The organism is Telluria sp. B2 (genome assembly GCF_051789535.1).
GTDB lineage: Bacteria > Pseudomonadota > Gammaproteobacteria > Burkholderiales > Burkholderiaceae_D > Telluria.
This window is the reverse complement of the sequence record NZ_CP196525.1, coordinates 3291944-3317786: the sequence shown is the minus strand read 5'-3', so window position 1 is coordinate 3317786 and position 25843 is coordinate 3291944. Positions and strand designations below refer to the sequence as shown.

At 65.4% G+C, this 25843-nt stretch carries 25 protein-coding genes and 1 pseudogene; 18 read left to right on the top strand and 8 right to left on the bottom strand.

The genetic code is table 11. The features are described 5' to 3' along the window. The first annotated feature begins 18 nt into the window (after window positions 1-18). The 8 genes from ACSUZJ_RS14760 to ACSUZJ_RS14725 all read left to right on the top strand — a co-directional run bounded on the left by ACSUZJ_RS14760 (window position 19) and on the right by ACSUZJ_RS14725 (window position 7247). Window positions 19-885 carry a branched-chain amino acid ABC transporter permease gene (locus ACSUZJ_RS14760; RefSeq protein ID WP_499409352.1) on the top strand — a complete coding sequence of 289 codons (867 nt, stop codon included), beginning with the start codon at window positions 19-21 and terminating at the stop codon, window positions 883-885. A gap of 89 nt (window positions 886-974) precedes the next feature. Continuing rightward, window positions 975-1964: a branched-chain amino acid ABC transporter permease gene (locus tag ACSUZJ_RS14755; protein ID WP_499416548.1), complete on the top strand. Its 990-nt coding sequence runs from the start codon at window positions 975-977 to the stop codon at window positions 1962-1964. After that, window positions 1961-2713, top strand: a complete 753-nt coding sequence (locus tag ACSUZJ_RS14750; RefSeq protein WP_499409350.1) for an ABC transporter ATP-binding protein — start codon at window positions 1961-1963, stop codon at window positions 2711-2713. The genes ACSUZJ_RS14755 and ACSUZJ_RS14750 overlap by 4 nt, the downstream gene beginning before the upstream one ends. Beyond that, complete coding sequence (locus ACSUZJ_RS14745) at window positions 2706-3407, top strand: ABC transporter ATP-binding protein (RefSeq protein WP_499409348.1); 702 nt, start codon at window positions 2706-2708, stop codon at window positions 3405-3407. Before ACSUZJ_RS14750 ends, ACSUZJ_RS14745 begins: the two co-directional genes overlap by 8 nt. A 176-nt stretch (window positions 3408-3583) precedes the next feature. Beyond that, window positions 3584-4771 (top strand): ABC transporter substrate-binding protein, encoded by a 1188-nt coding sequence (locus ACSUZJ_RS14740; RefSeq protein WP_499409346.1) that lies wholly within the window; start codon window positions 3584-3586, stop codon window positions 4769-4771. Between the two features lie 75 nt (window positions 4772-4846). After that, window positions 4847-5557 (top strand): alpha/beta fold hydrolase, encoded by a 711-nt coding sequence (locus ACSUZJ_RS14735; protein ID WP_499409344.1) that lies wholly within the window; start codon window positions 4847-4849, stop codon window positions 5555-5557. Next, on the top strand, window positions 5550-5969 hold the full coding sequence (locus ACSUZJ_RS14730) for a nuclear transport factor 2 family protein (protein WP_499409342.1): 420 nt from the start codon (window positions 5550-5552) through the stop codon (window positions 5967-5969). Before ACSUZJ_RS14735 ends, ACSUZJ_RS14730 begins: the two co-directional genes overlap by 8 nt. Window positions 5970-6014: 45 nt before the next feature. Then, a complete protein-coding gene (locus tag ACSUZJ_RS14725; RefSeq protein WP_499409340.1) occupies window positions 6015-7247 on the top strand; it encodes a gallate dioxygenase in 1233 nt (410 codons plus the stop codon). 193 nt (window positions 7248-7440) lie between these two features. Here ACSUZJ_RS14725 and ACSUZJ_RS14720 read toward each other — a convergent pair. After that, window positions 7441-8412, bottom strand: a pseudogene (locus ACSUZJ_RS14720) (multidrug effflux MFS transporter); the annotation flags it as partial. Window positions 8413-8959: 547 nt separating this feature from the next. Between ACSUZJ_RS14720 and ACSUZJ_RS14715 the strand changes: the two are divergent. After that, window positions 8960-9100 (top strand): hypothetical protein, encoded by a 141-nt coding sequence (locus ACSUZJ_RS14715; protein ID WP_499409338.1) that lies wholly within the window; start codon window positions 8960-8962, stop codon window positions 9098-9100. 298 nt (window positions 9101-9398) lie between these two features. Here ACSUZJ_RS14715 and ACSUZJ_RS14710 read toward each other — a convergent pair whose 3' ends face one another. From ACSUZJ_RS14710 to ACSUZJ_RS14690, 5 genes are all read right to left on the bottom strand, one after another. Then, entirely contained in the window at window positions 9399-9665 is a 267-nt protein-coding gene (locus tag ACSUZJ_RS14710) for a hypothetical protein (protein WP_499409336.1), read from the bottom strand. A gap of 302 nt (window positions 9666-9967) precedes the next feature. Beyond that, the gene (locus ACSUZJ_RS14705; RefSeq protein WP_499409334.1) at window positions 9968-10330 is read right to left on the bottom strand and encodes a hypothetical protein; all 363 of its coding nucleotides are present in this window, start codon (window positions 10328-10330) and stop codon (window positions 9968-9970) included. After that, window positions 10327-10932 carry a TadE/TadG family type IV pilus assembly protein gene (locus ACSUZJ_RS14700; RefSeq protein ID WP_499409332.1) on the bottom strand — a complete coding sequence of 202 codons (606 nt, stop codon included), beginning with the start codon at window positions 10930-10932 and terminating at the stop codon, window positions 10327-10329. The genes ACSUZJ_RS14705 and ACSUZJ_RS14700 overlap by 4 nt, the downstream gene beginning before the upstream one ends. Beyond that, on the bottom strand, window positions 10919-11407 hold the full coding sequence (locus tag ACSUZJ_RS14695; protein WP_499409330.1) for a TadE family protein: 489 nt from the start codon (window positions 11405-11407) through the stop codon (window positions 10919-10921). Before ACSUZJ_RS14695 ends, ACSUZJ_RS14700 begins: the two co-directional genes overlap by 14 nt. Further along, window positions 11404-12846: a pilus assembly protein TadG-related protein gene (locus ACSUZJ_RS14690; protein ID WP_499409328.1), complete on the bottom strand. Its 1443-nt coding sequence runs from the start codon at window positions 12844-12846 to the stop codon at window positions 11404-11406. Before ACSUZJ_RS14690 ends, ACSUZJ_RS14695 begins: the two co-directional genes overlap by 4 nt. Before the next feature lie 225 nt (window positions 12847-13071). On the opposite strand from ACSUZJ_RS14690, the gene ACSUZJ_RS14685 reads away from it, so the two are divergent. The 3 genes from ACSUZJ_RS14685 to ftsH all read left to right on the top strand — a co-directional run bounded on the left by ACSUZJ_RS14685 (window position 13072) and on the right by ftsH (window position 15735). Further along, window positions 13072-13236, top strand: a complete 165-nt coding sequence (locus tag ACSUZJ_RS14685) for a hypothetical protein (protein ID WP_499409326.1) — start codon at window positions 13072-13074, stop codon at window positions 13234-13236. A 168-nt stretch (window positions 13237-13404) separates the two neighbouring features. Next, window positions 13405-13773: an SPW repeat protein gene (locus ACSUZJ_RS14680; protein ID WP_499409324.1), complete on the top strand. Its 369-nt coding sequence runs from the start codon at window positions 13405-13407 to the stop codon at window positions 13771-13773. A gap of 144 nt (window positions 13774-13917) precedes the next feature. After that, on the top strand, window positions 13918-15735 hold the full coding sequence (gene ftsH, locus ACSUZJ_RS14675) for an ATP-dependent zinc metalloprotease FtsH (protein WP_499416546.1): 1818 nt from the start codon (window positions 13918-13920) through the stop codon (window positions 15733-15735). A gap of 52 nt (window positions 15736-15787) precedes the next feature. Here ftsH and ACSUZJ_RS14670 read toward each other — a convergent pair whose 3' ends face one another. After that, the gene (locus ACSUZJ_RS14670) at window positions 15788-16387 is read right to left on the bottom strand and encodes a response regulator transcription factor (protein ID WP_499409322.1); all 600 of its coding nucleotides are present in this window, start codon (window positions 16385-16387) and stop codon (window positions 15788-15790) included. Next, on the bottom strand, window positions 16384-18522 hold the full coding sequence (locus ACSUZJ_RS14665) for a sensor histidine kinase (RefSeq protein ID WP_499409320.1): 2139 nt from the start codon (window positions 18520-18522) through the stop codon (window positions 16384-16386). The genes ACSUZJ_RS14670 and ACSUZJ_RS14665 overlap by 4 nt, the downstream gene beginning before the upstream one ends. Before the next feature lie 185 nt (window positions 18523-18707). On the opposite strand from ACSUZJ_RS14665, the gene ACSUZJ_RS14660 reads away from it, so the two are divergent. The 6 genes from ACSUZJ_RS14660 (at window position 18708) to ACSUZJ_RS14635 (ending at window position 25719) form a co-directional block, all read left to right on the top strand. Beyond that, entirely contained in the window at window positions 18708-20060 is a 1353-nt protein-coding gene (locus tag ACSUZJ_RS14660) for an MFS transporter (RefSeq protein ID WP_499409318.1), read from the top strand. Between the two features lie 160 nt (window positions 20061-20220). Further along, window positions 20221-21117 carry a LysR family transcriptional regulator gene (locus tag ACSUZJ_RS14655; RefSeq protein WP_499409316.1) on the top strand — a complete coding sequence of 299 codons (897 nt, stop codon included), beginning with the start codon at window positions 20221-20223 and terminating at the stop codon, window positions 21115-21117. Between the two features lie 117 nt (window positions 21118-21234). After that, window positions 21235-22020: a dioxygenase family protein gene (locus tag ACSUZJ_RS14650; protein WP_499409314.1), complete on the top strand. Its 786-nt coding sequence runs from the start codon at window positions 21235-21237 to the stop codon at window positions 22018-22020. A gap of 25 nt (window positions 22021-22045) precedes the next feature. Beyond that, window positions 22046-22624, top strand: a complete 579-nt coding sequence (locus tag ACSUZJ_RS14645; protein WP_499409312.1) for a YceI family protein — start codon at window positions 22046-22048, stop codon at window positions 22622-22624. A gap of 368 nt (window positions 22625-22992) precedes the next feature. Further along, on the top strand, window positions 22993-25206 hold the full coding sequence (locus ACSUZJ_RS14640; protein ID WP_499409310.1) for an NADP-dependent malic enzyme: 2214 nt from the start codon (window positions 22993-22995) through the stop codon (window positions 25204-25206). Between the two features lie 93 nt (window positions 25207-25299). Then, window positions 25300-25719 (top strand): HIT family protein, encoded by a 420-nt coding sequence (locus ACSUZJ_RS14635; RefSeq protein ID WP_499409308.1) that lies wholly within the window; start codon window positions 25300-25302, stop codon window positions 25717-25719. Window positions 25720-25843: the final 124 nt, after the last annotated feature.

Here is a 25843-nt window from a genome sequence, read left to right as displayed (position 1 = left end):
AACACGGTGGCGGTGGCCATGATCGGTAACGTCATCGGCGTACTCTTCGACGGCATCGCCTACGGGGCGCTGCTATTCCTGATCAGCGTAGGCCTGTCGGTCACGATGGGCATGATGAACTTCATTAACCTGGCGCACGGCTCGTTTGCAATGGTGGGCGGCTATGTCTGCGTGACCCTGCTCGGCAAGCTCGGCCTGCCGTTCCTGGCGACGCTGCCGCTGGCCTTCATCGTCGCCGCGCTCGTCGGCCTGGTGCTCGAGCGCAGCCTGTACCGGCAGCTCTATAAAGCCACGCACCTGGACCAGGTACTGTTCTCGATCGGCCTGACCTTCATGGCCGTGGCCGGGGCTACTTTTCTGTTCGGCCCGACCCAGCAACCGGTGCACCTGCCGGACTGGCTGCGCGGCCAGGTCCACGTGCTGGGGCTCGACCTCGGCGCCTACCGCCTGTTCCTGATCGGCGTCGTCGTGCTGGTCACGCTCGGCCTCTACCTGCTGATCGAACGCATGCGCTTCGGCGCCCAGATCCGCGCCTCGGTCGACAACCAGACCGCGGCCGAAGGCCTGGGCATCAACGTCAGCCGCGTCTTTTCGCTGACCTTCGCGCTCGGCTCGGGCCTGGCGGGCCTCGGCGGCGGCCTTGGCATCGACGTGCTGGGCCTGGACCCGAGCTTCCCGATCAAGTACATGGTCTACTTCCTGCTGGTGGTCGCCGTCGGCGGCGCCGGTTCCATCAAGGGGCCGCTGATCGCGGCGCTGATCCTGGGCGTATTCGACGTCGCGGGCAAATATTATGTGCCGGAAGTGGGCGCCTTTGTCATCTACACGCTGATGGTCGTGCTCCTGATCCTGTTCCCCTTCGGCCTCGTACGGAGGAAAGCATGAACGCGTATTCCACTTCGGCCATGAAGGCCAAGTCCCAAACCGGCTCGCCGGACGCGCCCGGTGCTTCCATTGACCCCGCAAAGGCTGCCATGAACCACAGCGCACTGCACCTGCCCAACGACCGCTGGAAGCTGATGGAGATCGTCTTCTGGCTGCTGCCGGTCGCCTCCTACTTCTTCTTCCCGGACTACCTGGTGCTGGTCAGCCAGATCATCATCATCGGCCTGTTCGCGATGTCGCTCGACCTGATCCTGGGTTACGCGGGCATCGTCTCGCTCGGCCACGCCGCCTTCTTCGGGCTGGGGGCCTACACCGCCGGCCTGCTGTCGGTGCATGGCTGGGGCGAGCCGATCTCGGGCCTGTTCGCCGCCGCCCTGGTGGCGGGCGTGTTCGGCTTCATCGTCAGCTTCCTCGTCGTGCGCGGCCAGGACCTGGCGCGCCTGATGGTCACCCTCGGCATCGGCCTGATGCTGTTCGAGGCCGCCAACAAGGCGGCCTTCATCACCGGCGGCGTCGACGGCCTGTCGGGCATGATGACGGCCCCGCTGTTCGGGACCTTCGAGTTCGACCTGTACGGCAAGACCGCCTTCTGGTACAGCTTCGCCGTGCTCTTCATCCTGTTCGTGGCGATGCGCCGCCTGGTCAATTCTCCCTTCGGCCTGTCGCTGCGCGGCATCCGTGAAGGTGGGCGCCGCATGCCGGCGATCGGCGCCAACGTCGACCGCCGCCTGGTCGCGGTGTTCACGATCGGCGCAGCCGTTGCCGGCATCGCCGGCGCGCTGCTGGCGCAGACTACCCAGTTCGTCGCGCTCGATGTGCTCGGCTTCCCGCGCTCGGCCGACCTGATGATCATGGTCGTACTGGGCGGCACCGGCCGCCTGTACGGCGCCCTGATCGGCGCGGCCGTGTTCATGGTGGCCCAGGATTACATCTCGGGCCTGGATCCGGCCTACTGGCAGTTCTACATCGGCCTGCTGCTGGTGCTGATCGTGCTGTTCGCACGCGGCGGCATCCTGGGCGGACTGGAAAAGATTTACGCGAGCATTTTCAACAAGCAGCAGCGCAAGGAGGCAGCATGACCGACACCCTGCGTACCGAGGGCCTCTCCAAGCAGTGGGGCGGCTTCAAGGCGAATACCGACATCTCGCTCACTTTCGAGCCCGGCGCGCGCCATGCGCTGATCGGCCCGAACGGCGCCGGCAAGACCACCTTCATCAACCTGCTCACGGGCGGCTTCCCGCCCACCAGCGGCAAGGTGTTCCTGGGCGGCGAGGACATCACGAACCTGCCCCAGCACGAGCGCGTCAAGCGCGGCATGACGCGCACCTTCCAGATCAACACCCTGTTCGCGGGCATGACCGTGCTCGAGTCGGTGATGCTGGCGATCTGCGAGCGCCGCGGCCTGCAGAAGGTGTGGTGGAAGACGGTGGCGAATCACGCCGACGTGGTCGAGGAAGCGATGGCCCTGCTGGCCACCCTGAAGCTCACGAAGGAAGCCAACAGCATCACGCGCAGCATGGCCTACGGCAAGCAGCGCCTGGTGGAGATCGCCCTGGCCCTGGCCACGAAACCGAAGATCCTGCTGCTGGACGAGCCGGCGGCCGGCATCCCCTCGGCCGAGAGCCGCGAACTGTTCGAGGTCATCGCCGGTCTGCCGCGCGACGTGACCGTGCTCTTCATCGAGCACGACATGGGCCTGGTGTTCCGCTTCGCCGACCGCATCACCGTGCTGGTGGGCGGCAAGGTGCTGACCGAAGGGACGCCCGAAGAAATCGCGGCCGATCCGCGCGTGAAGGAAGTGTATCTGGGGGAGGCCGAACATGCCTGAACTGCTGGCTTTGGACAAGGTCACCGCCGGCTATGGCGAGTCGATCGTACTGGAAGACGTCTCGTTCACGATGAACGAGGGCGACAGCCTGGCCCTCTTGGGCCGCAACGGCGTCGGCAAGACCAGCCTCCTGGTGACGCTGATGGGCCTGACGCGCCTGCACAAGGGGAGTATCCGCTGGGCCGGCGGCGACATCGCGCGCGTGCCGACCTGGAAGCGTTCGCGCGTGGGCCTGGGCTGGGTGCCGCAGGAGCGCCACATGTTCCCCTCGCTCACCGTCGAGGAGCACCTGACGGTGGTGGCGCGCCCGGGACCCTGGAACCTGGCCAAGATCTACGAGATCTTCCCGCGCCTGCAGGAACGCCGCAACAACATGGGCAACCAGCTCTCGGGCGGCGAGCAGCAGATGCTGGCCATCGCCCGCGCCCTGATGACCAACCCGCGCATCCTGCTGCTGGACGAGCCGATGGAAGGCCTGGCGCCCATCATCGTGCAGGAACTGGTGCGCGTGATCCGCCGCCTGGTGCTTGAGTCAGGCATGTCGGTGATCGTGGTCGAGCAGCACGCGCGCCTGGCGCTGTCGCTGACCTCGCGCGCCATCGTGCTCGACCGCGGGCGCATCGTGCACGACTCGGACAGCGCCAGCCTGCTGGCCGATGGCGAGAAGCTGGACAGGCTGGTCGCGGTCGCCTGACCGTAGGGTGGGGTAATCGAGGCCAATGGCCTCAATTACGAACGTGCCCACCCGAAGCCCGCATTGCGTTGGCTATGAACCGCGCCAACACGGTGCGAACATTTGGTGGGCACGGGGCGCCCACCCTACTTCTAATTCCCCGCCAACGGGGGAACATATAGAAACGAGGAGACAACATGTCAAGCAAGCTGAATAACACCCGCCGCACCATCCTGCTCGGCGCCGCAGCGCTGTCCGCCGGCCTGGCCGCCGGCGCCGTCAACGCCGCCGAACCGCTGAAGGTCGGCCTGATCCTGCCCATGTCCGGCCCCTTTGCCTCCACCGGCCGCCAAGTCGACGCTGCCGTCAAGCTCTTCCTGCAGCAGAACGGATCGACCGTCGCCGGGCGCCAGATCCAGATCATCCTCAAGGACGACGGCGGTGTGTCGCCGGACGTTACCAAGCGCATCGCGCAGGAGCTGGTCGCGCGCGACAAGGTCCAGGTGCTGGCCGGCTTCGGCCTGACCCCGCTGGCGCTGGCTACCGCCCCGATTGCGACCCAGGCCAAGATACCGATGATCGTCATGAACGCCGCCACCTCGATCATTCCGCAGCGCTCGCCCTACATCGTGCGCACCGGCCTCACGGTGCCCCAGGTCACCGCGCCGATGGCCCAGTGGGCAGCGAAGAACAACATCAAGACGGTGATCACCCTGGTGTCCGACTATGGCCCGGGCATCGACGCCGAGAAAGTCTTCGTCAAGGATTTCGCAAAGGGCGGGGGCAAGATCGTGGAGACGCTGCGCGTACCGCTGCGCAACCCCGACTATGCGCCTTTCCTGGCGCGCGTAAAGGACGCAAAACCAGACGCGCTGTTCGTCTTCGTGCCTTCGGGCGAGGGCGCGGCCGTGCTGAAGCAATTTACCGACCGGGGCCTTGCGGCGGCGGGCGTGCGCCTGATCGCCACCGGGGACGTGCTCGACGACGACCTGATGCCGAGCATCGGCGACGCCGCCCTGGGCGTGGTGAGCAGCCACCATTACTCGGCGGTGCATCCGTCGCCGGAGAACAAGGCCTATGTTGCCGCGTTCACCAAGGCGAATCCGGGCATGCGCCCGAATTTCCACGGCGTCGGCGGCTATGACGGCATGCACCTGCTGTACGCCGCGCTGAAGAAAACCGGTGGCGACAGCGACAGCACGAAGCTGATCGAAGCAATGAAAGGCCTGTCCTGGACCAGCGTGCGCGGCCCTGTGACGATCGATCCGCAAACACGCGACATCGTACAGAACGTGTATATCCGCAAGGCCGAGAAGCGCGACGGCGGCGTTTACAACGTGGAGTTCGCCACGATCGAAAAATTCCGCGATCCAGGCGTCGAGTAAGGCAATGGCGTCGGGGACGACTCCGTCGCCGGCGCCCCTGGGCCGCCATGGCCCGTTTCTGTTTGATCCGAACCTATGACAACGATCTATCTGCTGTGCGGACTCCTGTGCGACGAAGTCGTCTGGGAGGCGCAAGCGAAGTCCCTCGCACGCGACCACGATGTCCGCGTGCTGAGTTTCACGAAAGGCGAGGATACGCTCGCCGCCATGGCCGAACGCGTACTGGACGGCGCGCCCGACAGCTTCGCGCTGGCCGGGCACTCGATGGGCGGACGTGTCGCGCTCGAGGTCATGCGCCGCGCGCCGGGCCGTGTCGAACGCCTGGCCTTGCTCGACACCGGCTACGAGGGTCCGGCGCCCGGGGAGCGCGAGAAGCGCGCGCTACTCGTCAACCAGGCAGCGCGTGAAGGCATCGACGCGATCGCCCCGGCCTGGGGTTTGCCCATGCTGGCGCCAGGCCGGCGTTCCGACCCGGTGCTGGTCAAGCAAGTGTTCGACATGGTGGGGCGAATGTCGCCCGAAATCTACGCCGCCCAGACGCGCGCCTTGCTCGGCCGGCCGGACGCGACGGGCGTGCTGCGCAGTGTCGCCTGTCCGACCCTGGTCCTGTGCGGGCTGCAGGACGGCTGGAGCCCGCCGGATCGGCATCTGCGGATGGCCGGGCTGCTCCCCCGGCCGCCGCTGCTGCGCCTGATCGACGACTGCGGCCACATGTCGATGATGGAGCAGCCGGATGCGGTGCTGGACGCCATGCGCGCCTGGCTGGAGGAGGGCGGCGATGAATGAGGCTTTCATCCGGCAGGCATGCACGGACCTGATCGTCCGCTACGCCTGGCTGAACGACGAGCGCCGTTACGATGAACTGGCGGCACTGTTTACCGACGACGCGGTCCTTTACCGTCCGTCGGCGCCAGGCCTGGGCATCGCAGGACGCAGCGCGATCCTCGAGGCCTTCCGCAAGCGCCCGGCCGAGGTCATGACCTTCCATGTCACCAGCGACGTGCTGGTCGAGGTGGAGGATCCACAACATGCCCAGGCCTGCTCGCGCATCCTGCTGCTCTCGGGCACCAGGCCGCAGGACGGAAGCGCGCTGCCGCTCGATGCGAAGGCGCCGGTCCCGGGCGCGTACCGCGACCGCTTCGTGCTGACACCCCAGGGCTGGAAATTCGCCGAGCGGCGCGGCATGTTCTGGATCTGAACAGCCCCTGCAAGCCCGACCACTTTCACCAGTACAGGAACTATCATGGCAAAAATTATCGGTGGCATCGGTACCTCGCATGTCCCCACCATCGGGCTGGCCTATGACCGGAAGCGGCAGGACGATCCGGCCTGGGCGCCGCTGTTCGACGGCTACAGGCCGGTCGCGAAATGGCTCGAAGAGCAGCAGCCGGACGTGCTCCTGTTCTTCTACAACGACCATGCGAACAGCTTCTTCTTCGACTGTTACCCGACGTTTGCCATCGGCGTGTCGCCTGAGTTCGACATGGCCGACGAGGGCGCCGGCCGCCGCCCGCTGCCGGGCATACGCGGGCACGCCAGGCTGGCCGCGCACGTGACCGACTGCCTGGTCAACGAGGAGTTCGACATGGCCGTGTTCCAGGACAGGGCACTCGATCACGGCTGCAATTCGCCACTGGGCCTGATGTGGCCGCACGAACCCGCGTGGCCGGGCGCGATTCTGCCGATCGCGATCAACGTGCTGCAGTATCCGCTGCCGACGGCAAAACGCTGCTACAAGCTCGGCAAAGCCGTTCGCCGGGCAGTCGAGTCCTTTCCCGAGGATCTGAAAGTCGTCGTCGTCGGCACCGGGGGGCTGTCGCACCAGATCCACGGCGAACGCACCGGTTTCAACGATACCGAATGGGACGAGGAGTTCCTGCGGCTGTTCGTCGAGCAGCCTGAAACATTGACGTCGATGAGCCATGCCGAACTGGTCCGGCGCGGCGGCGCCGAAAGTGTCGAAGTCATCATGTGGATGGCCATGCGCGGCGCCCTGACGGAGAAGATCAGGTGCGTCCACCAGAACCACTATCTCGCGACGACCACCAACATGGCCGTGGCCGTGTACGAACAGGTCGGGGACAGCGGCCCGCCCCCGGCGCCGGTCAAGGCGCAATCGAACGAGCAACTGGCCGGCATCGAAGACATCGGCGGCACCTATGCATTCGACATCGAGCACAGCGTCAAGGCGCTCCAGCTGAACCGGTTCTTCTGGCGTCACCGCGAACCGGCCTTTCGCGAACTGGTCACGCGCGACATCGAGGCGGCCTTCGACGAATTGCGTCTCAGCGTCGAGGAGCGCGACCTGGTGCGGCGCCAGGACTGGCTTGGCCTGGTGCGCTATGGCGTGAGCTTCTTCGTGCTCGAGAAGTTCGCGCGGGTGCAGAAGATGTCGAACCTGCAGGTGTATGCACACATGCGCGGCGAGACGCTGGAGGCCTTCCTGAAGACGAGGCGGGTGCCGGAGTCGGCCTGAGCCGACTACGCACGCGCATGCGGCCGGCGGGACTCGCTGCCCGGCCGCTGCGCAAACGTCCAGCATACGCTTGCCAGCACAAAGCAGGCGAGCACGACGCCGGCCAGCCTGGCTGCACTTCCGAAGGCCAGGGCGCGATTACACCCGACATCAGCGAAAACACCAGCATCTGCACGAAGGTGATGAGCGAGGCGGCCAGCCCGCGCATCCGCGGGTAGATATCCAGCGTCGCGATGCTCATCAGGGGCATCGCGAGGCCCAGTCCGAACGCATAGGCCGTGATCGGCAGCACCGCCCAGGGCAGCTCTGCCTCGTAGAAGAGATTGCCTGTCAGGTTGACCAGCGCCCCGGCGCCCATGCAGGCAAAGGCGAGCCGCAGCAGGCCTGCAGGCGTCGAACGCGACGCCTGCCTTCCGTTGACGGCCGCACCGATCACGAGTCCGCCGATCATGGGGACGAACAGCCATGCGAACGCGGTCTCGGGCAGCTTCAGGATATCCATCACGAAGTGCGGCGCAGCCGAAATATAGATGGCCTGTCCGCCGAACGCGAAGCCCACCGCCAGGGCGCCGGCCACGAAGCGCGGGTTACGCAGGGCGCGCAGATAATGCGCCGCCAGGGTGCCCGGATGAAAAGGGGCGCGCGCGTCCGGAGGGAGGGATTCCGGGACGTAGCGCCAGGTGGCGGCCATCAGTAGGAGGCCCACGGCGGCGAGGAAGACGAAGACGGAGCGCCAGCCGAAAGCCGTGTGCAGGTAGCCGCCGATCACCGGCGCGATGGCGGGGGCGAGGCCGAACACCATGGTGATGCTGGCCATCATGCGCTGCGCTTCGGCCCCGGAGAACCGGTCGCGCACCACGGCCTGGCCGATCACCCGTCCGCCTCCCGCCGAGAGCCCCTGCAATACCCTGCACAGCAGCAGCCAGCCGAAGCTCGGCGCGAACGCCGCACCGACTGAGGCCGCCGTGAACACGAACAGCGAGACCAGGATGACGGGGCGGCGGCCAAAGGCGTCGGACAAGGTGCCGTAGAACAGGCTCATGACCGAGAACGCCAGCAGGTAGGCGCTCAGGGCCTGCTGGACGAGCGCGACGTCGACCGAGAAGTCAGTGGCTATGGCGGGAAACGAAGGCAGGAAGGTATCGACGGCGAAGGCGCCGACCATGGCAAGTCCGCCAAGGATGATGGTGAGCGTACGGGAATGCAACGAATGGCCCTTGTGGATGGGTGAAAAGTCATGCACCGGTCCTTGCGTCTGCGATCTGTCCTGCAGAGCCCTGTAATCGGCGCGCGGGCGTTTGCATGCCGGTGCTGCGCTGCCCTCACGAGTATCGCCGAAAGCCCGTGCCTCCTGGTTGCAATATGCTTTCAGACTGTCCCAAAAAGCTTATCCAGTGCGAGCCCGCAATTCAGGCCGCCGTTCCCATCAGTCATCCGTGTTCCTGCGGCCTTATTTACTGGCAGGCCAAAGCCAGCCTGCGTGGCCGGCGACTGTTCCCGAGGGCCAGGTTATTGGCATTCGTCGCCCGACGTCGTGCAATATGGCGCGATATTAACGCCTGTGATACCTCATTACGATAAACGCGGTTGATCGCGGCGACAATTATTACGTGACCGTATTTCCGGAATCGAAACTCTGAATTGGATTTATGCCTCGGAGCGGCATAAGCTTCGCCCCATCGCTTAACGCTAACGAATTTACTGGAGCTACCATGACCACCGTGACGAATTCCCGCCATGCCGATTCCCGAACCGGTTTCCCTCGCGTGCTCGCACGGCTGCGTGCCGAACTGCGCCGTGTGATCGCCCTGGCTGGGGCGCCGTACATGAATGGTCCGATGCCGCCTCTGTAAGATTGGCGCCCTGCATCAGGAAGGGGCCGGGCTGTGTGCAGATGCCGTTCAGTTGAAGCTGAGCGGCATTTTTATTTCGAGCGCTACAAGCATACCTGCTGCAATTGACGGGCCACCGATCACGCGATGGGGCAGGACGAGAGGCACGCGTTTTCGTGCAAGCACAGCGAGGCAGCAAGGTGTACACACCTTGCGCATTCGACGAGGTAGTGCAAGCTGCGGTCAGCCACGACCTCAAGGGACTCCCACTGGCAGCTCGTGCGGTGGCCTCAGCCGAGCTGAAGGCGATTGAGTGGCCTTAATCGGAGTCATGCAGCAAGTATTCGAGCCGGTCGTCCAGCTCCTTATCCAGCCGCTGCGTGGCAGAGATGGCCAATTTGATCGCCAAAGGCACGTTTTTCGTGGCCTCCTTCTTGTTGCTGGCCTTCCGCCGTTTCTCGCCCGTGAAGCGTACAGCACGCATCGAGGGTGGGAAGAGAACATCTTTCCAGCGAACCAGCTTCCGGTCCAGACCGCGAGGTACGTACCATTTTTTTGAAGTCTGGATCCGAGCGCGCCAAGCCATTTCGCCTCGGTATTCTCTGCGAAAGGGACCTCAATAAAACGCCTCGTGGGATGGGGCCCCAAGTCGGAACCGGCTATGTTTCCGGCTGACGCGTGATGTGCCTGGACAAGGGCTTGCGCGTCTTCTGCTCCGGCAGGTGCCCATGCTGCGCGGACTGCGGGAGTTCGGGTACGCAACATCCCTTCGGCGCTTGCATGGAGCTGTCCCAGCTGCAGCGGTCAAGCGCCAGCAAACGCATGTCTTCCCAGAGGGTCTTCCAGTTACGAGCGTCGAACCGTGCTGGCCTTGACGACCCCGGAAGTTCACCCAAAACGTGGGAACTCATCGCCCTTGCGCACGTCAGTACGAGTGTAAAGCTTGAGCAGGCGCTGGCGCCTGTCGTTGTCGAGGCCCGAAGCGATCCATCGGCCAAAGGTCTGGAAGACCAAGGTACTGTCCACGCGGCCAAGCTGAGTCGCGACGTACATGGGATTTGCGCCAAGCATCAGGAGGCTGGACGCAAAGGTAGGCCTGGTCTGGTACGGATTGCGGTAGCGAACACCGGCCAGCAGGAGCAAGCCACGCCAGCGTTCGCGGATTGCCTTATCACCGGTCCACCGTGCATCGTAGGTCCTCCGATAGTCATCTGCAACGTCAATGGGGGCGGCCTTGAAAACGCTTGTCATGGCGCCTGCCCGGGCGTGTACCCGAGCGACTCGGCGGTGGCCGTGGTTGTCGCGCGTGGTAGCGACAGGCCCAAGCTGATCAGTGGAAACAGCATCTGGTACTGCACCCGTTGGCATTGGCCAGCCACCTCTGGATCACAAATCTGTGCTCGCACCAGTCTGACACACGTTGCAGCGTTCGGGTTTGCATGGCATATCTGGCGGTTCGCCGCAGGATCCGCCGGCAGGACGCCCGGGTCGATTCGCGTCGACGTCAGGCTCCCGTCTGCATTGCGCAAGAGTGCGAGGTACTCGATGCGGACATGCCTGTCCGTAACTGGCGCACCTAATGGAAGCTCGCCGGGCGTGTCGCGAAGCACGGAAAAGTAGCGTATCCGGTCGAGCCCGGCCTGGTCCTGGAAGTTCGCCGACGCTGCTGCGGTCGCGGCGCGGCGCGTCACTTCCTGGAGCGTGTTGTAGAGATACATGATGCGGGCGAGCTCGATGATGCCGAATACAAAGGCAAGGAACACGAACACCAGGAGTGCGAATTCGACCGCAGCAACACCACGCTGGCGTCTCGGCTGTGGCAAGATGGTGCGGGAGCGCTTAGTTGCTGACATAGGGCACCGCCGCCAATGCAGAAACGTTCCAACCGTATCTACCTGTATTGACAAAGCCGAAAAATTGGTCTCTTAAACGGAATTGAACGCTGACATTGACGAATTCAGGCAAGGGGCCGTCTCCGACTCCGGTGCAAAGGTTCATCACGCCATTCGCTGCCGTACCGCAATGCAGCACGACGGCGACGCTGTTTTGCGCAGGGATCAGGTCAGCAAGCTCCCCCCTGATGATTTCTCGGGCAGTGTTCGCGGCGGCCAGTGCCAGCTCCGGATCACGCATTTCCTGTTCGGACACTGTCGAGAGATAGCGCGCGCCATCCTGGGCGGCCTTCTGGGCCACTGTGTAGTGCCAAAAATAGATTGCAAAGAACAGGGGGGCGGTGAAAAAGGCGATCAGGATCGGCAGCACCAGGGCAAGCTCGACCGCCGCCGCGCCCTGTTGCCGGCGCCTTGTGTTCTTGTTGTCCTTGCTCATAGGAACAGCTCCACTTTGCCGACGAGTGCGGACTCCGGAACCGTACCCGCAAATTCCGCGCTGATCGTGGTACTGGTGGCGGGCACGGTCATGAAGAAGCGCCCGATGCCGAGCACGGTGGCAGTCGCATCGGCCCCGGCAGGAACGGGGCAGGCGAGCAGCGGGATATTGAGAACGCGGCGTCCGGTTTGCGAGATCGCCAGATGGGCCGCAGAGGGGGCTCTGTAGTTGCTCCCGCTAACCGCCTGGTACGGCGTCTCCGATCCGCTCGGGTAACCGGAGACGCCTGGTTTTGGCTTGTACAAGCTTGTCCAGTCGCCAGTGCCAAAGGTGGTGTAGCCACGGTTCGGTTCTCGCGCGCCTGGCGTGTAAGAGGCATACTTCACCGCCTTCGCGTATGACCACAACACACCGTAGTTTTCGGGAGTGGTGCCGTCTGGAGCAGTCAGCGGGTCTGCTACTGTTTCCGCGCGCCCGCCACCCGTGTATGGCTTGGCTGTTTGTTCGCCGGTATGGCCCATCCAGGCTACCGTGGCTCTGGCGAACGGCTTGATGTTGAAGTCCGGCGGCGCCCCGTTTGCGTTGCAGTCGCCTGTGGTGTAGTCATCAAAACGCGAGTTCAAATGGTTGAACAGGGATGCAAGCGGGAATGGACGAGAAACATGGATGGGCGCGCCCATTATTCCGGGCGCCCAGATTTTTCCCGCACACACAGACGGTCCAACTTTGGAGGGCGTCGTGTTCGAACTCGCATATGAACCTCCGGGCAAGGCGAAGGGGTCAACCACGAAGGTTTCGCCACCAGTACCGCCTGGGTTGAGTGCCATCAGGTCATAACTGACGCCGCGGCGAAATCCGAATTCCACCAGTTCGTTCGCTATGGGTGGGCCCGGATTTGCGCGCAGCGCGCCAGCATCCGGCGACATCGCGCAAATCGCCAACGGAGTGATCTTCAGGTTGGCGCGCCCCGCTATTGCACGGTCACTGATGGCGAACGACGCGAGGGCGGGGGAGAGCACGCCCGTCATGAATGTGGCGCCGCTCCCTGAGCCGTCGCCGAGACGGGTGGTGTCGACTTCCACGTAGTAAACCCCTGCAGGCTGGCCCCTTGCTCCTTCCGCGCTGATCCAGTCGCCGTTGGGAGCCGGCGATCTACTGAACCGAATCGCCGAATCGGACCATGTATAAGAGCTGCCGTACGTATGACGATAGGTGGCCGCGACCGCAGCGGCCCTATTCAATGCATTGGTGACGCCGGCCGTTGTCCCGTCAAGCTGGCCTGCCGCCGCCAATGCAACCGCTTTCGCCATGCCGTGCAGTTCGGCCTTTCGGTTATATATCTGGCCAATGTCGATAGCGACAGCGCACATACCGAGCATCACGATGAGGGAGCCGGCACACATGATGGCGAAGGCGCCTTGTTGGCGGCGGAAAGGCAACCGACGTGAGCCAGGCCGGAAGCGCCCCTTGCTATCGACATCGTGTGGCCTTGCTGTTGGTTCTCTACGCGTGAACATTTGCCTGCCTCTGGTCGCACAACACAAGCGTTGATGAGATCGATTTTATGAGCGTGAACTACTACGAAATTGATTATCAGCAACGTCATGGCATTAGGTGCAAGCGGGAGCGGCAATACCTGGCAGCATCTTGCCCTTGGAGCGTCGTTGCTCGAGCTTGACTGCTCAACAGGGCTTGCGCTCGCAGCTGTCGGCCTGGTGGCGGTCAAGGAACTGATTGGCAAGTCATGCCGTTCCACTGCGGGCCGCACAATTGTTGAGCAGCGCTTGCCTGCCCAGGGGCTTGCCGGAGGCCAGCGCTGGGTGACCTGACGCTCGATGGCGGCCGCGATTGCTGCGGTCCCGGAATCTTGATTTTTATGGGGCTCGACGCTATTTTTTTCGATGAGCGGCAGGCTTCGCTCCGCACCCTCCGGGGAAGGCCGGGCGGCTGCCTGTCCGCGGCAATGGCATGCATTTCCGTGAAAGGAGGTAAGCATCATGAAAACCAATCGATGGCAAGACTGGATCAACCTGTTGCTTGGCGCATGGTTATTTGCCTCTCCCTGGCTGATGAACTATGCGGATGAGCTGCCCAGGGCGGCCTGGAACGCGTGGGCGCTCGGCGCGGCGATCGTGCTATTGGCGGCCGCCGCCATGTATGTGCCGAAGGCCTGGGAAGAAGGGGCCAACATCCTGTTCGGTGCCTGGGTAGCCATCTCCCCATGGGCGCTGGGGTTCGCGTCCAACAGGGACGTGACGACCAACGCGGCCGTGGTGGGCAGCATTGTTGCCCTGCTCGCGATCTGGGCCATGGCCCAGGACCCGGCATTGCGCAAGCACTGGCACAGGGACAAGCCGGCCGTATGAAAGGCATGCCGCATCGGCATCCCACTGAAATCCTCTCGCATACCCTGCGGGGGGATTTTTTTTGTCCGCACGAAGTCTCGCGTATGGAACCACTGCGGTCGCCATTTCCCTTTATCCGGCGGCCCATTGTCTGGAGCGAACATGATGGAAAAACAGACCAGATTCAATCTTTGGTACCTCGGCTTTGCGCTGCTCGGCATCCTGCTGCTGCGCGATGTGTGGGTACTCATGCAGGCGGTCGAGCCCCTGCCGTACAGCCAGTTCATGGCGGAATTGAAGGCGGGTAATGTGGAGGAAATTGCTGTTGACTCGAACCACATCCGGGGCAAGCTGCGCAAGCCACTGGAGGATGGCAGCACGCACTTCGTGACCACCCGGGTCGAGACGGACCTTGCTCGCGACCTCGCCCAGTACGACGTGCGCTTTTCCGGCGTCGTGCAGAACACCTTCTTCCGGGATCTTCTCGGCTGGATTCTCCCCGCGGTCGTGTTCTTCGGCATTTGGATGTTCCTGATGCGACGTTTCGCCGACAAGGGTGGCCTCGGCGGTGGGTTCATGTCCATTGGCAAGAGCAAGGCGAAGATCTATGTCGAAACCGACGTGAAAACCAGCTTCGACGACGTCGCCGGCGTCGATGAATCGAAGGAGGAACTGAAGGAAATCGTCAACTTCCTCAAGGAGCCGAAGGTCTATGGCCGGCTCGGCGCACGCACGCCCAAGGGTGTGCTGCTGGTGGGACCGCCGGGCACTGGCAAGACCCTGCTGGCGCGCGCGGTGGCCGGCGAGGCGGGCGTGCCGTTCTTCTCGATCAGCGGCTCGGAATTCGTCGAGATGTTCGTCGGCGTCGGCGCCGCCCGCGTGCGCGACCTGTTCGAACAGGCGCGGCAGAAGGCGCCGGCGATCATCTTCATCGACGAACTCGATGCGCTCGGCCGCGCGCGCGGCGCCTATGTCGGCGGGCACGACGAGAAGGAACAGACACTCAACCAGTTGCTGGTGGAGATGGACGGCTTCGACCCTGCATCGGGCCTGGTGCTGCTGGCGGCAACCAACCGTCCGGAAATCCTCGACCCGGCCTTGCTGCGCGCCGGCCGCTTTGATCGGCAGGTCCTGGTCGACCGACCCGACAAGGCGGGGCGGCTGCAGATCCTGGATGTGCACATGCGCAGGATCAAGACCGCGCCTGACGTGGACCGCGAGAAGATCGCGGCGCTCACGCCCGGCTTCTCCGGCGCCGACCTTGCCAACCTGGTCAACGAGGCGGCGCTGCTGGCGACGCGCAGGAAGCAGGAGGCCATCGGCATGGCCGATTTCACCGGCGCCATCGAGCGCATCGTCGCCGGCCTCGAGAAGAAGAACCGCCTGCTCAACCCGCTGGAGCGCAGGATCGTCGCCTATCACGAGATGGGCCACGCGCTGGTCGCCATGTCCCTGCCCGGCAGCGATCCGGTGCACAAGGTGTCGATCATTCCCCGCGGTGTCGGCGCACTCGGCTACACCCTGCAGCGGCCGCTCGAGGACCGTTTCCTCATGACGCGCGAGGAACTGGAGAACAAGATGGCGGTGCTGCTCGGCGGACGCGCCGCCGAACACCTCGTGTTCGGCCACCTGTCCACCGGCGCGGCAGACGACCTGGCGAAGGTGACCGACATCGCGCGCAGCATGGTCACCCGCTACGGCATGGACAGGAAGCTGGGCCATCTCGTGTACGAGGAAGAGCGCCAGTCCTTCCTCGGCGTCCCCCAGGCCGAGCGCCGGCCGCGCGGCTACTCGGAAACGACGGCGCGCGAGATCGACTGCGCGGTGCGCGAGATCGTCGACGGGGCGTTCGCGCGCGCGGTGGAACTGCTCACCGCGCGGCGCCAGCTGCTCGAGGCGGCCGCCCGGCGGCTGATGGAAAAGGAAACACTGGGCGAAGAAGAGCTGGCAAGCCTGCGGGAAGCCATGCCGGTGGCCGCCTGAACGGCAGCCTTGGCGCAGCGGCCGCATTCCCGCTTGCCGCCGACAGCGCGCATCAGTCCAGCCACGGATGCGCCGCCAGCCAGCGGCCAAGCTCGTTGTCGTTGGCGCACTGCAGCTTGCTGAAGATGTTGGCGCGGTGCGTTTCCACCGAGCGATGGCTGCAGGGCGGCACCAGCATGCGCGCGATCTCCTTGTTGGGCTGGCCCAGTCCCACGAGGCGCGCCACCTCGCGCTCGCGCGGCGTCAATTCGGCCCACATGCGCAGCGCCTGGGCGCGGGCGCGGGCCAGGGCGGTGGCGGCGGGCAGCTTGGCCAGCAGTTGCTGGGTGTCCGGCTTTTCGACCCAGTCGTAGGCGCCGCGCCGCACCGCTTCCAGCGCGGTCGGGATGTCGCCGTGCGCGGACAGGAACAGGGTCACGAGCGGGCTGTGCTCGGCCAGCAGGCGTTCGAACACGGCCAGGCCGCTCATCCCGCCCATGCGCAGGTCGAGGATCACGCAGCCCGGCTGGCGCATGTCGACGGCGTCGAGGAAGGCCTCGCCGGAATCGAAGGCCTGCACGGCCAGGCCCTGGGAAAACAGCAGCAGGAGCAGCGAACGGCGCAGGGCTTCGTCGTCGTCGACGACGTACAGCGTGAGTGGGATGTCTTTCATGGCAAGGTGGGCAGGGTGAAGGCAAAGACGGCGCCGCCGCCGTCACGGTTTTCGACGCTAATGCAACCGCCATGGGCCTCGACGATCGTGCGGCAGATGCTCAATCCCAGGCCCAGGCCGTCGGGCTTGGTGGTGAAGAAGGGGGCGAAGACCTGCTCGAGCCGTTCGGGCGGGATGCCCGGCCCCCGGTCGGCGACGCTGATGCGCAGCCCCTGCCCGGCACGGCGGCAGGCCAGTTCGATGTCGCGGCGCCCAGGCGACCGGGACGGCTGGTCCTGCATGGCTTGCAGCGCATTCTGGATCAGGTTGACGACGACCTGCTCGAGCAGGACGCGGTCGCCGCGCACCGTGGCGCCGGCGTCGTCGAGCACCACCCCCAGGCTGGCGCCCTGGCGCTGCAGTTCGGGCTTGAGCAGCGTCTCGGCATGGGTGACGATGCTCGCCATCGCCAGGGTTTCGTACTGGGCCCGTTGCGGATTGATGAAGGCGCGCACCCGCTTGACGATTTCGCTGGCGCGCTGCGACTGCCCGACGATCTCGTCGAGCGCGCCGGCCAGTATCTCGGGCGAGCCCTGTGCGGCGAGCGCGCGCGCCGCGACGGCGAAGTTCGACAGGGCCATCAGCGGCTGGTTCAGTTGGTGCGCCAGGGTGGACGCCATTTCGCCGACGCTCGCCAGGCGGGCGCTGCGCTGCAGGCGCAGTTCCTGGTCGCGCTGCCGGGCTTCGGCCTGCTTCTGCGCCGTGATGTCCACGACCGAACTCATCCAGCCACGGTGCACGCCCTGGGCGTCGACCAGCGGGGCGGCGTAGACCATGGTGATGACGTCGTGCCCGTCCTTGTGGCGGATGCGCGATTCGAAGCCATGCGGCGCAGCCCGCCCCTGCAAGGCGTCGTCGCTTTCGCGCGCCTGCTTTTCCAGGTCGTCCGGATGCCAGTAGGGGTAGGGCGGCCGGCAGCCGAGCAGTTCCTCGGCGCTGTAGCCGACCATGGCGCACAGCGCCGGATTGACGTAGATGATCTTGCCTTCCGGGTCGCGGGCGCGCATGCCGACCAGCAGCGAGTCTTCCATCGCCTTGCGGAAGGCGTGCGCTTCCTGCAGGTCGCGGGTGCGCTCTTCGACCCGCCGTTCCAGCTCGAGACGCGCCGAGCGCTGTTCGACGAAGCGCTTTTCGCGCAGCCGCCAGTACGACAGGCCGAGCAGCAGCAGCGCAACGGCCAGGGTCGTGAGCATGAACGCGGACTGGCGCGCCTGGACCACTTCCTTCATGCTCGATGTGACGGTCAGGGTCCAGCCGAGTTCGCGCAAGGGCGTGTCGAGCGCAAGAAGCTTCCGGCGGCGGCCTTCCATATCGGCGTGCAGGATGAAGCCCGACGAGCCGGGCAGCGCTTCCACGGTCCATGGCAGGGCCTCGAAGCGCCTGCGGCTCCCGTACTGGCCGTGCGCGGCGACCCAGCGCGCGTCGGCGGCGGAGACCGGGCCCAGGCTATGGAACAGCCATTCGGGAACGGTGCTCATGAAGACAATGCCGCGGCTGTCCCTGAGCACGACCGGATCCGGGCTGCTCATCCAGGCCGTCTGCAGCGCTTCCAGGCTGATCTTGACCACTGCCACACCGAGGATGGTTCCGCCCACGCGTACAGGCTCCGCGATGAACAGGCCGGACTGGCCGGTGGTGAGGCCCAGGCCGTAGAAGAAGCCGCGGCGGCCCTGGATGGCGTCTTCGAAGTAGGCCCGCTGGCGATAGTTCTGGCCGACGAAGCTCGAGGGCAGGTTCCAGTTGCTGGAGGCCAGCGTCAATCCGTTCCGGTCGACCAGGTAGAGCGCGGCGGCGCCGGTCGTCGCCTGCAGGTCGGCGAAGTACTCGTTGGCGCGCGCCTGCAGGACCGGATCGTGCGGGGCGCGCAGCAGCGCAAGCACGCCCGGATGGCGCGCCACGGCGTGCGGCAGGAAGTCGTGTTTCTCGACCAGGCCGCGCAAACCCAGCGCGTGCGCGCTTGCCGCCTGGTGCAGGGCCTGGGTCTTGGATTGCAGTTCGCGCTGCTCGGCCCAGTTGCTTGCGGCCGCGATGAGGATCAGTGCTCCCGCGGCGGCGGCGAGCCCGCGCCAGTGTCGCGCGATGAACCAGCTGGCCATTCAAAAATTCCTGGGGATCGAATCGCGAGACGATATCAGTTACGCCGGCGTTTTGGAACACTTCTCCGTAGTTTTACGTAGACGGGCGCGCCGATGTTGCGGATGCGCGTAGAGCGTTCGGGCGCGATAGTAGCGGTCCCGGACGGGACGATGTGTCGATCTCCCGTCCATCACAGGAGACAAGAATGACGACAATCACAACGAAGCCGGCCGCCGGTGGCCGTCCTGCCGGCGCCGCCATGGCCGGCGAGCGCATTTCCGCCAAGCGCCTGCGCGCAATCTTCGTCGGCTCGTCCGGCAACCTGGTCGAGTGGTTCGACTTCTACTGCTATTCGGCCTTCGCGCTGTACTTCGCCAGTTCCTTCTTTCCGGCCCAGGACCCGACCGCACAGATGATGTCCACGGCCGGCATCTTCGCCCTCGGCTTCTTCGTGCGCCCGATCGGCGGCATCCTGTTCGGCCGCCTGGCCGACCGGCGCGGCCGCAGGACGGCCCTGATGGCCTCGGTCCTGCTGATGTGCTTCGGCTCGCTCATCATCGCCTGCGCGCCGACCTACGCTACTGCCGGCATCCTGTCGCCCTGCCTGCTGCTGCTGGCGCGCCTGCTGCAAGGCCTCAGCCTGGGCGGCGAGTACGGCGCCAGCGCCACTTACCTGTCCGAGATGGCGGATTCGAAGCACCGCGGCTTCTACGCCAGCTTCCAGTACGTCACCCTGATCGGCGGCCAGCTGCTGGCGCTGGTGCTCCTGCTGGTCCTGCAGCACTTCCTGCTCTCCGACGAGCAGCTGCGTGCCTGGGGCTGGCGCATTCCCTTCTTCGTCGGCGCGACGCTCGCCGTGCTGGCCCTGACCATGCGCCACAACATGCCGGAAACCGATTCCTTCGAGGCCGCCCGCAAGAAGGCCAAGAAGATGGGCGGCCTGCAGCAACTGATGCAGCACCCGAAGGAGGTCATGCTGGTGATCGGCCTGACGATGGGCGGCACGCTGGCCTTCTACGTCTACACCACCTACATGCAGAAATTCCTGCGCCTGTCGGTCGGCCTCACCGATTCCCAGACCACGGCGGTCTCGGCGGCCTCGCTGCTGTTCGCCATGTGCCTGCAGCCCCTGTACGGCGCGCTCTCGGACCGTATCGGCCGCCGTCCGCTGCTGGTGGGCTTCGCCCTGCTCGGCACCCTGTTCACGGTGCCGCTGCTCACGGCGATCCGCAACGCCAGCGGCCCATGGGAAGCCTTTGCGCTGATCGCCTGCGCCTGGATCATCGTGTCCGGCTACACCTCGATCAACGCGCTGGTCAAGGCCGAGCTGTTCCCGGCCACCATCCGCGCCACCGGCGTCGGCGTGCCGTATGCGTTCGCGGTCTCGGTATTCGGCGGCACGGCCGAATACCTCGCGCTGTGGTTCAAGTCGGTCGACATGGAGAGCGGCTTCTACTGGTACGCCACGGGCGTGATTGCCTGCACTCTCGCGGTCTGCTGGTTCATGCGCGATACGGCGGCCAATTCCAGGATCGACGCGGAAGCGCGCAGCCAGTGATCGTTCCGGGTACGCCCGCCTGAAAGCCAGAAGCCAGCAGAAATGCTGGCTTTTTCGTTCCCGCGAATGCCCAGCCCGACAGTATGCTCGCCCGTCCATATTGAACCCAAGAATGGAATAATATGGCTATAATCCAGCCATTGTTTCATTGATTGAGAAAATGGACCGCTTCCTCGAAATGAAAGTCTTCGCCGCCGTTGTCGAGGCCGGCAGCTTCACGGCTGGCGCGGACGTACTTGGCATGTCGAAAGCAGCCGTTTCACGCTACGTGGCGGAACTCGAAGAGCGCCTCGGCGTGCGCCTCCTGCACCGGACCACGCGCCGGCTCTCGCCTACGAGCGAAGGCGAGATCTTCCACGCGCGCTGCCGCGAGCTGCTGGGCAACCTCGACGAGGCCGAGGCCGAGATCTCGTCGCGCGTCGGCGAGGCGACCGGCCTGCTCAAGCTGAACGTGCCCGTGACTTTCGGCGTCATGCACCTGGCGCCGCTGTGGCCGGCCTTCATGGCGCGGCACCCTCGGCTGGCGCTCGACATCACCCTGTCCGACCGCGTGGCCGACCTGGTGGAGGAAGGCTATGACGCCGCGGTGCGCATCGGCCAGCTCGCGCCGTCTTCCCTGATCAGCCGCAAACTGGCGACGACACGGATGGCCGTGTGCGCGTCCCCGGACTACCTGGCCCGGCGTGGCGAGCCGGTCCACCCCGACGATCTCCGGGCCCACGACGTGATTTCCTACAGCCTGTCCGCCAGCGGCGAGAACTGGAGTTTCAGCGGACCCGATGGCGAGAGCACGGTCAAGGTCGTGCCGCGCGTACGCACCAACAGCGGCGACACCTGCCGCGCGGCGGCCTTGCAGCACCAGGGAATCATTCTCCAGCCCACCTTCATCGTCGGCCAGGACCTGGCGCAGGGGACGCTGCGCGAAATCCTGCCCGGCTACCGGTCGGGTGAGCTCGGGATCCATGCGGTCTACCCGTCGCGCAAGTTCGTGTCGCCCAAGCTGCGGCTGCTGATCGACTTCCTCGCCGACGCTTTCGCCCAGCCAGACTGGGATTGAAGCGATTGTTCCCATTTTCGAGACAGTCTGGGCCATTTTGCGCACTTTATCACCGCTCGCCGCAAGAATATGATGGTTCCTGTTAACGCGGCGCTGCCGCCATCGACAGGACCCGACATGACTGCCTTGCCCACGCTTTTCCTCTCCCACGGTTCGCCCATGCTGGCGATCCAGGACACGCCCGCACGGCGCTTCCTGCAGGGTCTCGGCGCCTCGCTGCCGCGCCCGGAAGCGATCCTCGTGGTCTCGGCGCATTGGGAAACGATGCATGCGCCGGCCGTCAGCATGGCGGCCCAGCCCGAGACCATCCACGATTTCGGCGGGTTTCCGCGCGCCCTGTTCGAGATCCGCTATCCGGCGCCCGGCGCGCCCGCCGCGGCCGAACGCGCCGCCGCCCTGCTCGAAGAAGCGGGCATCGCGGTCGGCCGCAGCGCGGTGCGCGGGCTCGACCACGGCGCCTGGGTGCCGCTGTCGCTGATGGCCCCAAGCGCCGACGTTCCTGTCGCCCAGCTCTCGGTCGTGCGCGGCGCCAGTCCGGCCGAACACGAGCGCCTGGGCCGCGCGCTGGCGGCGCTGCGCAGCGAGGGCGTGCTGGTCGTCGGCTCCGGTTCGCTGACCCACAACCTGGTCGAGTTCCGGGGCCAGGCCATCGACGCCCCCGCGCCGGAGTGGGTGAGCGGGTTCGAGCAGTGGATGAAGGTGCGCCTCGACGCCGGCGACCGCGCTGCCCTGCTCGACTACCGCCGCGCGGCGCCCCACGCCGAGCGGAATCATCCGACCGAGGAACACCTGCTGCCGTTGTTCGTCGCCATGGGCGCAGCCGGACCCCAGGCCCGTGCCACCCGGCTGCACACCAGCTTCGAGCATGGCGTGCTGGCGATGGACGCCTACGCTTTCGCATGAACTCATTTTTTTAAAAGGACCCACCATGAAGCAACTGATCAAACTGATTTCCGCAACCGCCGTCGCCCTGGCCGTATCCGCCCCGGCCTTCGCCGCGCCCGAGACCTATGCGCTCGACCCGGCCCACACCTACCCGCGCTTCTCCTACAACCACATGGGCTTTTCGACCCAGCTCTCGCGTTTCGACAAGACCAGCGGCAAGGTGGTGTTCGACAAGGCGGCGAAGACGGGCAGCGTCGACATCGTGATCGACATGAAGTCGGTGAACACGGGCTTCCCGCTGTTCAATGAGCACATCCAGGGCGCGGACTTCCTCGATACCGCCAGGTATCCGACGGCCAGCTTCAAGTCGACCAAGGTCAACTTCGAGGGCGACAAGCCGTCGACCATCGAAGGCAAACTGACCATCAAGGGCATCACGAAGGCGGTGACCCTGACCGTCACCTCCTTCCAGGCCATGCCGCACCCGATGCTCAAGAAGGACGCGATCGGCGCCAACGCCAGCACCACCATCAAGCGCAGCGAATTCAACGCCGGCAAGTACGCGCCCGGCGTGAGCGACGAAGTGCGCATCGACATCGCCCTCGAAGCAATCAAGGAATAAGCCCAGGCTTCACCATGGCGGGCCGAAGGAAGACGCGTTTCACGAGTGAGAGCGCCAGCCCGCCGGTGCGGACTGCACTATCCGGCCCAAGCCGGAGGAGCCCGTCGATGCAGATCGATGGGCTTTTTGCTTTGCTGCAAACGCGACATCGCCCGGGTATGGACAGCCGATACTTTGACGGTCAGACGCAAAGTTTGCCCATCGGTTAAACTTGCAGACCAGATACTACTTTGGGTGGGCTGGGCGTCGCGTCTTGGGATAATATTGAACCGACCGCTCGCCCAGTCGGCTGCGGCCGGTCGCCGGTGACGCTGGCACTGCCGCAGCGCCAAGTAGAGCACGGATTGCCAAATCAAATAGGAAGTCACATGAGTAGTGAAAGCAAATTCAGCGAATCCGACGACACCCAGCTGCGTGCCGATGCGCTCGAATACCATCGCTCGCCGGTACGCGGCAAGATCGAGGTCGTCGCGACCAAACCCCTGTCGAACCAGCGCGACCTCTCGCTCGCGTATTCGCCCGGCGTAGCCTATGCCTGCGAGGAAATCGCGGCCGACCCCGCCACTGCGGCGGACTATACCTCGCGCGCCAACCTGGTGGCCGTGATCAGCAACGGCACCGCCGTGCTCGGCCTGGGCAACATCGGCCCGCTGGCGTCCAAGCCGGTCATGGAAGGCAAGGGATGCCTGTTCAAGAAATTCGCCGGCGTCGACGTGTTCGACCTGGAACTGGCCGAGAACGACCCCGACAAGCTGGTCGACGCCATCGCCATGCTCGAGCCGACGGTCGGCGGCATCAACCTCGAGGACATCAAGGCGCCCGAGTGCTTCTACATCGAGAAGAAGCTGCGCGAGCGCATGAACATTCCGGTCTTCCACGACGACCAGCACGGCACCGCGATCATCTCGAGCGCGGCCCTGATCAACGCCCTGAAAGTGGTCGGCAAGGATATCGGTGCAATCAAGCTGGCCGCCTCCGGCGCCGGCGCCGCGGCGATCGCCTGCCTGGACATGATGGTCAGCCTGGGCGTGAAGCAGGAAAACATCTTCGTCACCGACTCGAAGGGCGTGATCTGGCAGGGCCGCGAAGCCAACATGGAAGCCAACAAGGCGCGCTACGCGCAGGACACCTCCGCGCGCACCCTGGCCGACATCGTGAACGGCGCCGACGTCTTCCTCGGCTGCTCGACCGCCGGCGTGCTGACGGCAGAGATGGTCAAGACCATGGCCGACCGTCCCGTGATCCTGGCCCTGGCCAATCCGGAACCGGAGATCCGTCCTGAAGTGGCGAAGGCCGCGCGTCCCGACTGCATCGTCGCCACCGGCCGTTCGGACTACCCGAACCAGGTCAACAACGTGCTGTGCTTCCCCTACATCTTCCGCGGCGCCCTGGACTGCGGCGCGACCCGCATCACCGAGGAGATGAAGCTGGCCTGCGTGAGCGCGATCGCGCGCCTGGCCGAGGCCGAAGCCAACGACACCGTGGCCGAAGCCTATGCCGGCCAGGACCTGACTTTCGGTCCCGAATACATCATCCCGAAACCCTTCGACCCGCGCCTGATGGCGGCCATTGCACCGGCCGTGGCTGAAGCGGCCGCAAGCTCCGGGGTGGCGACCCGTCCGATCGCCGACATGGACGCCTACCGCGACCGCCTGGGCGAAATGATCTACCACACCGGCTTCTTCATGAAACCGGTGTTCGCCAAGGCCAAGGCCAAGGTGCGCCGCGTCGCCTACGCCGAAGGCACGGACCAGCGCGTCCTGCGTGCGGTGCAGACCGTGGTCGACGAGGGCCTGGCCAAGCCGGTGCTGATCGGCGCCGCCGAGGCCGTGGAACAGGCGGTCAAGCAGTCCGGCCTGCGCCTGAAGCGCGACGTCGACTACGTGCTGGCCGAGCCGGACGGCAGTGGCGACGCCACCCTGCAGGGCACGCGCCTGCTGCAGTCGGGCGAAGTCGACGCCCTCATCTGCGGCATGCAGGGCAGCTACGACAGCCACCTGGCTCACGTGCGCGACGTGATCGGCACTGCGCCTGGCGCCGGCGCGCTGGCGGCGATGAACGCCCTGGTGCTGGACAAGCTGACCCTGTTCATCACCGACACCTACGTCAACGACAACCCGTCGGCGCAGGAACTGGCCGACATCACCCGCCTGGCCGCGACCGAACTGCGCCACTTCGGCCTGGAACCAAAGGCCGCGCTGCTGTCGCACTCGATCTTCGGCTCGTCCGAGCGTCCGTCGGCGCGCAAGATGCGCGAAGCGCGCGAGCTGCTGGCGCAAAGCGCACCGGAGCTGGCCCTGATCGGCGAGGTGCACGGCGACGCCGCGCTGTCCGAGGACATCCGCCGCCTCTACCAGCCGGATGGCGTGACCGGCTTTGCCGGCAGCGCCAACCTGCTGGTCATGCCTTCGCTGGACTCGGCCAACATCCTGTTCAACGTGCTGAAGGTCGCGGCGGGCAAGGGCGTCACCGTCGGCCCGATCCTCCTGGGCGCCGCGAAGGCGGTGCACATCCTCAGCCCGAGCGCGACCGTGCGCCGCATCGTCAACATGACGGCGCTGGCCGTGGCCGGGGTGCGCTGACAGGGCGCTGCCCGATAAAGCCGCATGGCCGACAAGGCCATGCGGCATACTCGACTTTTCCGACAACCCATGACCAGTCCAACGGAGCAGCCTATGGCCTATGACACCCAGAACCCCTTCGCCAGGATCCTGCGCGGCGAGCTACCCTGCATCAAGGTGTATGAGGACGCGTCCACGCTCGCCATCATGGACATCATGCCGCAGGCTCCGGGCCACGTGCTCGTATTGCCCAAGGAGGCGGCCGCCGAATTGTTCGAGCTGTCGGAAGAGGGCGCAGTGGCCTGTATCCGGACCGTGAAGAAGGTGGCGGCCGCGGTCAAGACCGCAATGGACGCGCCGGGGATCATGGTCGCCCAGCTCAACGGCAGTGCGGCGGGCCAGACCGTGCCGCACCTGCACTTCCACATCATCCCGCGGCGCGAGGCGGCGGCGCTGTTGCCGCATGCCGCCGTTCCCGCCGATATGGATCGGCTGCGGGAGGTCGCCGGGCGGATCGTGGCCGTCCTGTCCTGACGGATTGCCAGGAATACGCCCAATACGCGGCCGCGTTCCGGGAACCGCGAAGGCGAATGAAAACGGCGGCATCGGGGCGATGCCGTTCGGTTAAGCCGTAGTCGTAGGGTGGGCACCCCGTGCC